The sequence below is a fragment of the Streptomyces sp. TAA040 genome, assembly GCF_000424845.1.
The window spans coordinates 126,961-139,592 of record NZ_AUKR01000009.1; the positions used below are offsets into that span (position 1 = coordinate 126,961).

Consider the following 12,632-nt stretch of genomic DNA (forward strand, 5'->3'; position numbering starts at 1 on the left):
GGCGGACGGCATGCCGGTGCTGTTTGACTGGGAGTTCGCCGCCGACCCCTACCCCGCCTACGCCTGGCTGCGCGCGCACGCGCCGGTGCACCGCACCACACTGCCCAGCGGCGTCGACGCCTGGCTGGTCACCCGGTACGCGGACGCCCGGCGCGCGCTGGCCGACCAGCGGCTGAGCAAGAACCCCCAGCAGCACAGCGCCGGCGGGCACGGCAAGGGCAGGGTCGGCATCCCCGGGGAGCGCAGCGCCAACCTGATGACGCATCTGCTCAACATCGACCCGCCGGACCACACCCGGTTGCGCCGGCTCGTGGCCAAGGCGTTCACCCCACGCCGGGTGGCCGAGTTCGCTCCCCGGGTGCAGCGACTGGCCGACGAGTTGCTCGACGGCTTCGCGGCCCGCGGCGAGGCGGATCTCATCCACGAGTTCGCCTTCCCCCTCCCCATCTACGCCATCTGCGACCTGCTCGGGGTGCCCGCCGAGGACCAGGACGACTTCCGGGACTGGGCAGGGATGATGATCCGGCACGGTTCGGGCCCGCGCGGCGGTGTCGGGCGGGCCGTGAAGAAGATGCGCGGCTACCTGGCCGAGCTGATCGACCGCAAGCGGAACGCACCCGGCGACGACCTGATCTCCGGCCTGATCAGGGCCAGCGACCACGGTGAGCACCTCAGCGCGAACGAGGTGGCGGCGATGGCGTTCATCCTGCTGTTCGCCGGATTCGAGACCACGGTCAACCTGATCGGCAACGGCGTGTTCGCGCTGCTCCGCAACCCGGAGCAGCGCGCCATCCTGGAGTCGGCCCTGGCGGCGGGCGACGACGCGCTGCTCGGCACCGCGCTGGAGGAACTGCTGCGCTGGGACGGCCCGGTGGAGATGGCCACCTGGCGGTTCGCCACCGAGCCGATGAAACTGGGGGGTTGCCGGATCGCCACGGGTGAGCCAGTCCTGGTGGTACTGGCCGCGGCCGACCGGGACCCGGCCAAGTTCGACGCCCCCGATACCCTGGACCTGACGCGTACCGACAACCAGCACCTGGGCTACGGGCACGGCATCCACTACTGTCTAGGTGCACCACTGGCCCGCCTGGAGGGCCGGGTTGCCCTCGCGACCCTGCTGACCCGCCTTCCGGACACCCGACTTGCGGTGGTTCCGGCAGACCTGCGTCGGCGCGGTGGCCTGATCATGCGTGGACTCCGCACGCTTCCCGTGGAGTTCACCCCCGTGATCGTTGCGTGATCTGCGCGACACTGACTTGTGACGAGTGGGTGTTCGACGCTACGTTCAGCCGTCAGTCACCAGGCCGGAGTTCAGGCAGATATCACCCTCCGGCTGCCCTACGAGAGGCTCGCGCATGCTTTCCGGGACAGGCCGACACCGTCGACCCCGTCAGGCCCCTGCCGTTTTCGTCACCGCGGGGGTGACCGGAGCGGGGTTCGCGTTGCCGCTGCTCGCCGCCTCCGGCGCCCAGGCGGCGGACACCGCCACCTGGGACCAGGTGTCGGAGTGCGAGAGCGGTGGCGTCTGGAGCGCCAACGCCGAGAACGGCTACTACGGCGGACTCCAACTCACGCTGAGCACCTGGGAGAAGTACGGCGGCACGGCCTACGCCGAACGCCCCGACCTCGCCAGCCGCAACCAGCAGATAGCCATCGCCGAGCAGATACTCCAGTCCGAGGGGCCGGAGGCGTGGCCCGCCTGTGCCGGCAACGGGGGCCTGTACGAGGACCTGGGCGCGGTGCCGGACGTCGACCCCGGTGATCTGCCGCTGCCCTCCGGTTCCGGCGACTCGGGTGACGAGGACGCCGGCAGCGGCGACGGCGTCCAGGGCGGCGGGAAGAGCGGCAGCGGAGGTACGAGCGAGCAGGAGAGTCCCTCGGTCGACCCCTCCGGCTCCTCCTCGGGGAAGCCGTCCGAGAACGCCGACGAGGAGTCGGGCGACGGGAAGTCGCCCCAGGCCTCGACCTCGCCGGATCCGACCGGCTCCGCCTCCGCGCAGGGGGAGAGCGCGGACGAGGACGGCACCGGGACCGGCAAGCACCGCGGCAGCCCCGACCCCGGCGAGCAGGTGCAGGAGCGCGACGAGACGGACCGCGGCTCCGGCCGGGACGCCGACCGCGAAGAGCTCGCTCCGGAGGACTACGAGGTCGAGCAGGGCGATTCGCTGTCCGGGATCGCCGAGGACCACGAGATGGACGGCTGGACGGGCCTCTACGAGGGCAACCAAGCGGTTGTCGGTTCGGATCCCGACCTGATCCACCCCGGGCTGCGCCTGGAGGTCGGCCTGGAGGCAGCCGGCCAGCAGACGGACTGATCCGTCCCTGCGGGGGCGGCCTCCGGTCCGGCATCGCCGATCGTGGCCGCCCTGCGGCTTCGCGCCCCGCCGCCTCGTGCCCGCGGCCGCGTATGGCGTTCCCCGCCCCGGGTGCGGGGCTGCCCGGCCCTGAGCGGCGCTCTCCGGCCCGTGCGGCCCCTCGACGCCGCGCCCCTGTGGCGCCCTCCGCGCGGGACGCATGGCCCCCCGGTGGCATCCCGCCGGTCCCGGTGCCCTGGCCCCGGTCTCTTCCCCCGGCGGTCCCGTGGCCCACGCCCGGTCCGCCCCGCCCCGCCCCGCCGCCGGCCGTACCCGGTCCGTCCCGCAGCCCTGCGCCGCGGACCACCGTGCGCGGGGGCCTCGCGAGCGGGCGGCGCCCGGGGCTCCGAACGGGTGATCCGCGGCACGTTCCGGGCCGGTTGCCCGGCTCCGGCCCCGTTCGATCGGGGGACGGGCGGGTCCGCGGCGACCGCCGTGGGACCCGTGCGGACCCTGGGCTCCCGCCCGGGGCCGGGCGGCACCCGGCGGAGGGGCGGGGGGGCGACGCGCCCGCGCTGTACGCAGCCACAACGCACTTCGACACGCCGCCACGTCCGGCTCAACCCGCTTCCTGACCGGCACGGATGTCCGGTTTGCGGAAATGTGAGCCTGATCTCCCGCCGTGACCGCCGTGTCCCTGCAATGGAGCAGGGTAGGTGCCGCCCGACCTGCGACGATTTGCATTTCATCAGTCAAATCGACGGTATTGATCGCTATCGAGGATGTTTGATCGCTTAGGGGTGCTGTGTTTACGGTCGTGCTCGTTCGCTACTGCGGACCTCGATGACCGTCACGCCGAATCCTGCCGGCGGTCGCCGGGAAACCGTCGCGTACAGCGCCGTTGGCAGGAGCGGGGGAACCAGGTAAGCGCCGCTCAGGCGGCTTGGGGTGAAGTCCGGCACGTGTGCCGGACCGGGCCACTCACGTCCCGAACCCGACAGCTCACCTCGTAGGCGTCGGTGAGGAAGAAACACAGCATGCTGTTCTCCACCAAGGGTCGTCACAGCTCCTCGTCCAGGACCGCCCGCGCGGTCACCCTGGCAGCCTCCGCCGGTGCACTCGTCGCCCTCCCGCTGGTCGGCGCCACCGGTGCCCAGGCCGCCTCGGTCGACACCTGGGACGCGGTCGCGCAGTGCGAGTCCGGCGGCGACTGGTCGATCAACACCGGCAACGGCTACTACGGCGGCCTGCAGTTCTCCCAGTCCAGCTGGGCGGCGGCCGGCGGCACCAGCTACGCTCCCCGTGCGGACCTGGCCAGCAAGGGTCAGCAGATCGCCACCGCCGAGCGGCTGCTCGACATGCAGGGCCCGGGTGCCTGGGCCTGTGCCGGAGCCGGCAACCTGACCTCCGGCGGAGCGGACGCCCAGGTCGACACCGGTGGCAGCGCCCCGGAGCAGACCGCCGAGCAGCCGGCCCAGTCCGAGCAGCAGGCGGCCCCGCAGGAGCGCGAGGCCCAGCCCGAGCGCCCGTCCCGCTCGCAGGGCTCCGGTGACTACACCGTGAAGTCCGGCGACACGCTCGGCTCGATCGCCGCGGCTAACGGAAGCAGCTGGAAGCAGGTCTACACCGAGAACAAGTCGGTCATCGGCGGCGACCCCAACCTGATCTTCCCCGGTCAGCTCCTGAACCTCTGAGTCCCACCGGCCCGGTGACCTGCCGGGACCGCTGAGACGGTGTACGAAGGACCCGGCCCGACGGATCGCACGATCCGCTCGGGCCGGGTCTTTCTTCATCACCGGAACAAAACTTCCCCGCCGGCGAATCCTCGCTGAGCTGCGGCTTCACCCGGCGTTCCGGTCCACGACACGGACCGGGGACCCCGCGGGGGCGGGGAGACCGTTAGGCTCACGGGTCAGGAACCAGACACACACGAAGGAGAACCTCGTGCCGTCCATCGACGTCGTCGTAGCCCGCGAGATCCTCGACTCGCGAGGCAACCCCACGGTCGAGGTCGAGGTCGGCCTCGACGACAGCAGCACCGGTCGTGCCGCTGTTCCGTCCGGTGCCTCCACCGGTGCGTTCGAGGCCCTCGAACTCCGCGACGGTGACAAGGGCCGCTACGGCGGCAAGGGCGTCGAGAAAGCCGTCCTCGCCGTCATCGAGCAGATCGGCCCCGAGCTGGTCGGCTACGACGCCACCGAGCAGCGGCTGATCGACCAGGCGATGTTCGACCTGGACGCCACCGCGGACAAGTCCTCGCTCGGCGCCAACGCGATCCTCGGCGTCTCGCTGGCCGTGGCGCACGCCGCTTCCGAGGCCTCCGACCTGCCGCTCTTCCGCTACCTCGGGGGCCCCAACGCGCACCTGCTGCCGGTGCCGATGATGAACATTGTGAACGGCGGCTCGCACGCCGACTCGAACGTGGACATCCAGGAGTTCATGATCGCTCCGATCGGCGCGGAGTCCTTCTCGGAGGCGCTGCGCTGGGGCACCGAGACGTACCACGCGCTCAAGGGCGTCCTCAAGGAGCGCGGCCTGGCCACCGGACTGGGCGACGAGGGCGGCTTCGCCCCGAACCTCGGCTCCAACCGCGAGGCGCTCGACCTGATCCTGGAAGCGATCCAGAAGGCCGGCTACACTCCCGGCCGGGACATCGCCCTGGCCCTGGACGCCGCCGCCTCCGAGTTCTACAAGGACGGCTCCTACGCGTTCGAGGGGCAGACGCGCACCGCCGAGCAGATGACCGACTACTATGCCGAGCTGGTCGCGGCATACCCGCTGGTCTCCATCGAGGACCCGCTGTACGAGGACGACTGGGACGGCTGGAAGACCATCACCTCGCGTCTCGGCGACAAGGTCCAGCTGGTCGGCGACGACCTGTTCGTCACCAACCCGGAACGGCTCCAGCGCGGCATCGACGAGCAGTCCGCCAACGCGCTGCTGGTGAAGGTGAACCAGATCGGTTCGCTGACCGAGGCCCTGGACGCCGTCGAGCTCGCCCAGCGCAACGGTTTCAAGTGCATGATGTCCCACCGGTCCGGCGAGACCGAGGACGTCACCATCGCCGACCTCGCCGTCGCGACCAACTGCGGTCAGATCAAGACCGGCGCCCCGGCCCGCTCGGAGCGCGTCGCCAAGTACAACCAGCTGCTGCGCATCGAGGAGATCCTCGACGACGCCGCCGTCTACGCCGGCCGCAGCGCCTTCCCGCGCTACAAGGACTGACCGCCCCGAACCGCCCGCCCCGTCCGGTCGCCGCGCTTGCCCCTCCCCGGGGGTGCGGCGAACCGGTCGACGCGGCGGTCCGACCGCCCGTCGCCCGCCGTCCCGGCCCACGGTCCCGTACCGTGAGCCGGGACGTGTGACGTGGCGGCAACGGACGGACTTCGGGAGGCGATGTGGCCGCGGACCGGGAACGGTTCAGCACCGCGACCAGACTCAGGGCGCTCGGTGAGGAAGCCGCAGCCCGGGTCTACCGGGCGCAGAGCAACCGGTTGCGCGCTCCGCGCCGCAGCCGGCTCACCGGCCGGGCCGCGCTGCTCGCCCTGGTGGTGTGCTCGCTGGTGGTGGCGCTCGCCTATCCGATGCGGCAGTACGTGTCGCAGCGCTCGGACATCGCCGAGCAGCGCCGCGCGGCCACCGAGGCGAAGGAGTCGGTCGAGGAACTGCGGGACGAGAAGGTCCGCTGGCAGGACCCGGCCTACGTCGAGCAGCAGGCCCGTCGGCGCCTGCACTACCTCCGCCCCGGTGAGATCGGCTTCATCATGGAGGACGGCAGCGCCGACCCGCGCCGCCCCACCGACCGGCGGGCCGCCGACCGCGCCTGGTACCTCAACTTCTGGGACGGCGTGGACACCGCCGACCGCCCCCGCTGACGGCACCCGCCGTCCGGCGAACCGTGACGAGAGAGCGAAGAGTCGAGCCCGACGATGGACACCCCGCCGCCTGCCACCGACCCCACCCCGCCGACCGACGAGGACGTCGCGGCCTTCCGGGAGCAGCTCGGCCGCCCGCCGCGCGGCCTGCGCGCGATCGCGCACCGCTGCCCCTGCGGCCGGCCGGACGTCGTGGAGACCGCGCCGCGGCTGGAGGACGGCACGCCCTTCCCGACCACCTACTACCTCACCTGCCCGCGTGCCGCCTCCGCGATCGGCACCCTGGAGGCGGACGGCGTCATGAAGGAGATGACGGCCCGGCTCGCCGTGGACGAGGAGCTGGCCGCCGCCTACCGGGACGCGCACCGCGACTACCTGACACGCCGGGATGCCATCGAGGAGCTGGCCGGTTTCCCCAGCGCCGGCGGGATGCCCGACCGGGTCAAGTGCCTGCACGTCCTGGTCGCCCACTCGCTGGCGGCCGGGCCGGGCGTCAACCCGCTCGGTGACGAGGCACTCGCCATGCTGCCCGAGTGGTGGTGCAAGGGCCCGTGCGTGACGGCCGGTCAGCAGCCGGATGTCCCCTCGCAGGACGCGCCGCCCGCGCCGGCGGGCGGGGAGGCCCCCGACCCGGCACACCACGGCACGCGGACGCGTGCCCCGCAGACCTCACAGCACTCGGAGGAGCGCGCATGAGCACCGGACCGTCACCGGCCGGGACGACCAGGGTCGCCGCAGTGGACTGCGGCACCAACTCCATCCGGCTGCTGGTCGCCGACATCACGCCGGCGACCGGCCGGTTCGAGGAGCTCGACCGGCGGATGCGGATCGTCCGGCTGGGCCAGGGCGTGGACCGCACCGGGCGCCTCGCCCCGGAGGCACTGGAGCGCACCTTCGCCGCGTGCCGGGAGTACGCGGGGGTGATCCGCGAACTGGGGGCGGAACGGGTGCGCTTCGTCGCCACCTCCGCCTCGCGCGACGCCGAGAACCGGGCGGACTTCGTCAGCGGCGTCCGGGAGATCCTCGGCACCGAACCCGAGGTCGTCACCGGCGACACGGAGGCGCAGTTCTCCTTCACCGGCGCCACCAGGGAACTGGCCGGCTCCGATCTGCCCGCTCCCTGCCTCGTGGTGGACATCGGCGGGGGCAGCACCGAACTCGTCCTCGGCTCCGGCCCGGGGGGCGAGGGGCCCACCACGGTGGCCGCCGCCCGCAGCATCGACATCGGCTGTGTCCGGCTCACCGAACGCCACCTCGTCCGGGACGGCGAGGTCGCCGACCCGCCGGGGGAGGAGGCGATCGCCGCCCTGCGTGGTGACATCGAGGCCGCGCTCGACCTCGCCGCCGAGACGGTGCCGCTGGACCGGGCGCGCACCCTGGTCGGCCTGGCCGGTTCGGTGACCACGGTCGCGGCCATGGCGCTCGACCTGCCCACCTACGACCCGGCCGCCATCCACCACACCACCGTCTCCCTGGCGGAGGTCCAGCGGATCAGCGACCGGCTGCTGCGCTCCACCCACGCCGAGCGCGCGGCCGTCCCGGTCATGCACCCGGGCCGGATCGACGTGATCGCCTCCGGGGCCCTGATCCTCCGCGCCGTGATGGAGCGCACCGGCGCCCGCGAGGTCATGGCCAGCGAACACGACATCCTGGACGGGATCGCCTTCCACACGGCACTCGACGCGCGCTAGGAGGGGGGCCGCCGCTACAGGTTGCGGTAGACGTCCCGCCGGTCGCCCACCTTGACGACGAGGACGAGGAGTTCACCGTCGTCGATCCGGTACGCGACCCTGTGGTTGCCGACTCGGAGCCGGTAGAGGGCCGAGGCGCCGGTGAGCTTCTTGATGTCGGCGTCCTCGCGGTACGGATCGTCGCCGAGCGCGGTCAGTGCGGTCAGGATGTGCATGGCTTCGGGCCGGCTGATGGCCCTGATCTGCCGCTGTGCTGCTGCGGTGAACCGGAACGCGTATTTCACGCGGCGCCTTCACCGCGCTCGCTGAACAGGTCAGCCAGCAGCTCGGCCATCGAAACGGTGGGCTCGCCGTCGGCCAGTACTGCCTCCGCTTCGCGGGCCAGCATCACGTCGGCCGCGTCTTCCAGTGCTTCGAAGTCGGTGATCGGCACGACTGCGGCAACCGGGGCACCGTTGCGCGTGATGACGGTCGGAGTGCCTTCCTCGGCCTGGTTGATGTGTTCCGCGAGGTGCGCGCGGGCGTCCCTGACGGTCACGGTGTTCTCGGTCATGGGGTCAGTGTACGCAATTTCGTGTACACGGCACAGCCGCCGGGGTCTCGCCCCGGGAGTCCTCCTGGACGGGAACGTCTTCCCCGCGGCGCTCGGCGCGCGGCAGGAGGAGGGGTCGCCGATCCGCGTGTGCCGGGCCCGGTTCCTGTGCTCGGCACGGGACGACGGGCCGTTCCGGCGAGGGGCGGGAGAAAACTTCGTGAAGTTCTTCACAAGAAGAAGCCCCCGGTGGGGCGCGATTTCTTGGGCGATCGGCTTCTCGTGGCCGGGAGAGCGCTCGCGGGCGCCGGGACGCCTGGATCGCGTCGGCGGGGATTTTGGGCGCGGTCCGGTCAGGTCGGGATCAATCGCGCAGCTCACAGCGGGTGCCTCAACGAAAGGAGGGGGCCGGTGGTCCCCGGAGCGTCGCTCGTGCGGCGGGATGGGGCGATTGTGGCGGGGGAGTGTAGCAGAGGTGGGGGCGATGCTTGTGAAGGGGCTCACGAGCGACCCCCTCCGCAGGGGTGGATACTCGATGGCATGAGCACCACGGAGCGTCCTCGAATCCTCGTAGTGGGTGGCGGGTACGTCGGCCTGTATGCAGCGCGCCGCATCCAGAAGAAGATGCGCTACGGCGAGGCGACGGTGACCGTCGTCGACCCCCGCTCGTACATGACGTACCAGCCCTTCCTCCCCGAAGCCGCCGCTGGTTCCATCTCGCCTCGCCACGTCGTCGTCCCGCTGCGCCGTGTGCTGCCCAAGGCGGAGGTCCTCACCGGCCGCGTCTCGACCATCGACCAGGACCGCAGGGTCGCCTCGATCACGCCTCTGGTCGGCGAGTCGTACGAGCTGCCCTTCGACTACCTGGTGATCGCCCTTGGTGCGGTCTCCCGCACCTTCCCGATCCCCGGCCTGGCCGAGCAGGGCATCGGCATGAAGGGCGTGGAGGAGGCCATCGGTTTGCGCAACCACGTCCTGGAGCAGCTCGACAAGGCCGACTCGACCACCGACGAGGAGGTCCGCCGCAAGGCGCTGACCTTCGTCTTCGTCGGCGGCGGCTTCGCCGGCGCGGAGACCATCGGTGAGATCGAGGACCTGGCGCGGGACGCCTGCACGTACTACCAGTCGATCAGGCGCGAGGACATGCGCTTCGTCCTGGTGGACGCGGCCGACAAGATCCTCCCCGAGGTCGGTCCGCAGCTCGGCAAGTGGGGCCTGGAGCACCTGCAGAAGCGCGGCGTCGAGGTCTACCTGGAGACCTCCGTGAACTCCTGCACGGACGGTCACGTGGTGTTGAAGAACGGCCTTGAGGTCGACTCCAGCACCATCGTGTGGACGGCCGGCGTGAAGCCGAACCCGGCGCTGGCGAAGTTCGGCCTGCCGCTCGGCCCGCGCGGCCACGTGGACGTCGAGCCCAGCCTCCAGGTCAGGGGCACCGACTACGTCTGGGCCGCCGGCGACAACGCCCAGGTGCCCGACCTCGTCGGCCGCAACGCGGGCAACGAGAACGCCTGGTGCCCGCCGAACGCCCAGCACGCCCTGCGCCAGGCCAAGGCGCTCGGTGACAACGTGATCTCCGGGATGCGCGGCTTCCCGCAGAGCGACTACAAGCACGCCAACAAGGGCGCGGTCGCTGGGCTCGGCCTGCACAAGGGCGTCGCGATGATCGTCCTGGGCAAGACGAAGATCAAGCTCAAGGGCCGGCTCGCCTGGTACATGCACCGCGCGTACCACGGCATGGCCGTGCCGACCTGGAACCGCAAGATCCGGGTCTTCGCCGACTGGACGCTCGGGATGTTCCTCAAGCGCGAGGTGGTCTCCCTCGGCGCGATGCAGAACCCCCGCGAGGAGTTCTACGAGGCCGCAAAGCCGGTGCCGAAGCCCGAGGCCGCCAAGCAGCCCGCCGGGGTCGGCGCGGGTGCCGGCTCCCGGCCCCGGGCCGAGGCCGGAAGCGGGGCCAAGGCTTCCTGACCCGCCGTCCGGGCGCACCTCCCGGGCGAGGGCGCCGGCGTCGTCGGCCCGGGCGGCCGACCGCGACAACGCCGAAGGGGCGTGAGCCATCCGTGGGGTTCACGCCCCTTCGGCATGTCCCGGAGGGGTTCTGCGGGTGAGGGAAGACCGGGAACGGTAGGAATGTTGGTGACTTGTCGAGTGCAGTCACTTACGCTCCCACGGCACGGAGGCGCGTCCATGACCCCAGCAACCGACCCTTCACCCGCGGCGGAGCCGCCTCCGGCGGCCGCCCGGTTCCCCGCAGGCGGCCGCCCGCCCGCCGCGGACCGTCTGCTGACGATGGCCGAGGACGCGTTCGGCGCCCCGCTCCCGCTGCGCGTACGCGCCTGGGACGGCAGCGAGGCCGGGCCCCCGGACGCCCCGGTGCTGGTGGTCCGCAACCGGCGGGCCCTGCGCCGGGCGCTGTGGCGACCGGGCGAACTGGGGCTCGCCAGAGCCTGGGTGGCCGGCGACCTCGATCTGGAGGGCGACCTCTACGAAGCGCTGGACCGGGTCACCGGCCTCTTCTGGCAGCTCCACGAGCCCGCCGCGTCCGCCGCCCGCTCCGGTAGGGGAAACCCCGGCGCTCCCCGGCCCGCCTCCGACGCGGACACGCCCTCGCGCGCCGCAGCCCTGCGCTGCCGACTCGCCGCCGGCCGGGAACTCCTCTCTCTCGCCGGGCCGCTGCCGCCCCCGCCGCCGCCCCCGGAGGAGGTGCGCGGCAGACGCGGGCGTCTGCACACCCACCTCCGCGACCGTCGCGCGATCCGGTACCACTACGACGTCGGCAACTCCTTCTACGAGCAGGTGCTCGGCCCGTCCATGGTGTACTCCTGCGCCTACTGGGACGCCGACGGAAGCGGCACCCTGGAGGACGCCCAGCGGGACAAGCTCGACCTGATCTGCCGCAAGCTCGCACTCGCCCCCGGCGAGTGCCTGCTGGACGTCGGCTGCGGCTGGGGCTCCCTGGCCCTGCACGCCGCCCGGGAGTACGGCGTCCGGGTGGTGGGCATCACCCTCTCCGCCGAACAGGCCGCCTACGCCCGCAAGCGGGTCGCCGAAGCGGGCCTCACCGACCGGATCGACATCCGGGTGCAGGACTACCGCGAGACGGCCGACGGCCCGTACGACGCCATCGCCTCGGTCGGCATGGCCGAGCACGTCGGCTCCGGCCAGTACCGCCGCTACGCCGAGCGGTTGGCCGGTCTGCTGCGCCCCGGGGGACGGCTGCTCAACCACCAGATCGCCCGGCGCCCCGAGCCGTCCGACGAGGACGACTACCGCCTGAACGACTTCATCGACGCCTACGTCTTCCCGGACGGTGAGCTCGCCCCCGTCGGACGCACCGTCGCCCAACTGGAGGAGGCCGGTTTCGAGGTGCGCGACACGGAGGCCATCCGCGAGCACTACGCCCTCACCCTGCGGTGCTGGGTCGCCAACCTGGAAGCGGCGCTCGCCCGCCCCGCGACCCCCGACAGCCTCGGCGCGGTGCGCCTGACCACTCCCGGCCGGGTGCGGGTGTGGCTGCTGTACATGGCCGCCTCCGCGCTCTCCTTCGAACGGAACCGGATCGGCGTCAACCAGATCCTGGCCGTCCGCACCCCGGACTCCGGGGCCTCCGGCCTCCCCCTCCGCTCGCGCGACTGGCGCCGGTAGTCCCGCACCGCGCCGCTCCGCGTCCGGCCGGGAGTGCCCTCCCGGCCGTACGCGGAGTGCGTCCGCGCCTTCCCGAAGCGCGGGCACGAGCGCGATCAGCCCTGCTCCGGGAGACCTCCTGCCTCGCGGCGGCGCTCAAGTCGGGAGCGTGCGGCCCCGTGGGCCTCGCGCAGCAGCCGCACCACCGTCTCCCGCGTCCTCGCGCCGGGATTGACGACGCAGATCCAGCCGAGCGCGCCGTACACCGGGTGCGGCATCACTGTGTCCGTGGCCGCGTGGTCGTGGGTACGGCCGAGGCGGCGCGGTTCTTCCCCGGTCAGCTCGCGGAAGGTCGACCGGTCCACGTGGACGTTCACCCGCCAGCGGCCCGGGGAGTCGAGGCCGGACCCCTCGTCGCCGGATTGGTTCCTGCTGATGATGGTCCCGAAGGGCTGGACGTTCCGTGGTATCTCCCCGTCGGGAGCGTAGTAGAAGAAGGCGTCGCCCCAGGAGACCTCGGGAGATTCGCCTCCCGGTTCCGGGAGGCACACGAGTGCGCCGTCGAAGTCGCGCACGGTCGCGATGATCTGTTCCATACTCATGGTTCGAGCAT

At 72.1% G+C, this 12,632-nt stretch carries 12 protein-coding genes and 1 riboswitch; of the genes, 9 read left to right on the top strand and 3 right to left on the bottom strand.

The features are described from left to right. Positions 1 to 10 precede the first annotated feature (10 nt). The 7 genes from H300_RS26000 (at position 11) to H300_RS0109760 (ending at position 7,860) form a co-directional block, all read left to right on the top strand. Entirely contained in the window at positions 11 to 1,240 is a 1,230-nt protein-coding gene (locus H300_RS26000; RefSeq protein ID WP_051269878.1) for a cytochrome P450, read from the top strand. 181 nt (positions 1,241 to 1,421) lie between these two features. Beyond that, positions 1,422 to 2,315, top strand: a complete 894-nt coding sequence (locus H300_RS0109735) for a transglycosylase family protein (RefSeq protein WP_486583678.1) — start codon at positions 1,422 to 1,424, stop codon at positions 2,313 to 2,315. An 865-nt stretch (positions 2,316 to 3,180) separates the two neighbouring features. Continuing rightward, a riboswitch (cyclic di-AMP (ydaO/yuaA leader) is annotated at positions 3,181 to 3,325 on the top strand. Between the two features lie 6 nt (positions 3,326 to 3,331). Beyond that, a complete protein-coding gene (locus H300_RS0109740) occupies positions 3,332 to 3,988 on the top strand; it encodes a transglycosylase family protein (protein WP_028427284.1) in 657 nt (218 codons plus the stop codon). Between the two features lie 250 nt (positions 3,989 to 4,238). Continuing rightward, positions 4,239 to 5,519: a phosphopyruvate hydratase gene (gene eno, locus H300_RS0109745; protein ID WP_028427285.1), complete on the top strand. Its 1,281-nt coding sequence runs from the start codon at positions 4,239 to 4,241 to the stop codon at positions 5,517 to 5,519. Positions 5,520 to 5,692: 173 nt separating this feature from the next. Beyond that, positions 5,693 to 6,169 (top strand): septum formation initiator family protein, encoded by a 477-nt coding sequence (locus H300_RS0109750; protein WP_028427286.1) that lies wholly within the window; start codon positions 5,693 to 5,695, stop codon positions 6,167 to 6,169. 54 nt (positions 6,170 to 6,223) lie between these two features. Next, complete coding sequence (locus H300_RS26005; protein ID WP_078515852.1) at positions 6,224 to 6,865, top strand: DUF501 domain-containing protein; 642 nt, start codon at positions 6,224 to 6,226, stop codon at positions 6,863 to 6,865. Then, positions 6,862 to 7,860, top strand: coding sequence for a Ppx/GppA phosphatase family protein (locus H300_RS0109760; RefSeq protein WP_028427287.1), 999 nt, complete (start codon positions 6,862 to 6,864; stop codon positions 7,858 to 7,860). Before H300_RS26005 ends, H300_RS0109760 begins: the two co-directional genes overlap by 4 nt. 14 nt (positions 7,861 to 7,874) lie before the next feature. Here the strand turns inward: H300_RS0109760 and H300_RS0109765 are convergent, their stop codons facing one another. Then, positions 7,875 to 8,144, bottom strand: a complete 270-nt coding sequence (locus tag H300_RS0109765) for a type II toxin-antitoxin system RelE family toxin (RefSeq protein WP_028427288.1) — start codon at positions 8,142 to 8,144, stop codon at positions 7,875 to 7,877. After that, entirely contained in the window at positions 8,141 to 8,413 is a 273-nt protein-coding gene (locus tag H300_RS0109770) for a type II toxin-antitoxin system Phd/YefM family antitoxin (protein ID WP_028427289.1), read from the bottom strand. Before H300_RS0109770 ends, H300_RS0109765 begins: the two co-directional genes overlap by 4 nt. A gap of 519 nt (positions 8,414 to 8,932) precedes the next feature. On the opposite strand from H300_RS0109770, the gene H300_RS26010 reads away from it, so the two are divergent. Then, positions 8,933 to 10,363, top strand: coding sequence for an NAD(P)/FAD-dependent oxidoreductase (locus H300_RS26010; protein WP_051269847.1), 1,431 nt, complete (start codon positions 8,933 to 8,935; stop codon positions 10,361 to 10,363). Positions 10,364 to 10,684: 321 nt separating this feature from the next. After that, positions 10,685 to 12,040, top strand: coding sequence for an SAM-dependent methyltransferase (locus H300_RS0109780; protein WP_037979801.1), 1,356 nt, complete (start codon positions 10,685 to 10,687; stop codon positions 12,038 to 12,040). A gap of 95 nt (positions 12,041 to 12,135) precedes the next feature. Here H300_RS0109780 and H300_RS0109785 read toward each other — a convergent pair whose 3' ends face one another. After that, positions 12,136 to 12,615 (bottom strand): DUF6194 family protein, encoded by a 480-nt coding sequence (locus H300_RS0109785; protein WP_028427291.1) that lies wholly within the window; start codon positions 12,613 to 12,615, stop codon positions 12,136 to 12,138. Between the last annotated feature and the right edge of the window lie 17 nt (positions 12,616 to 12,632).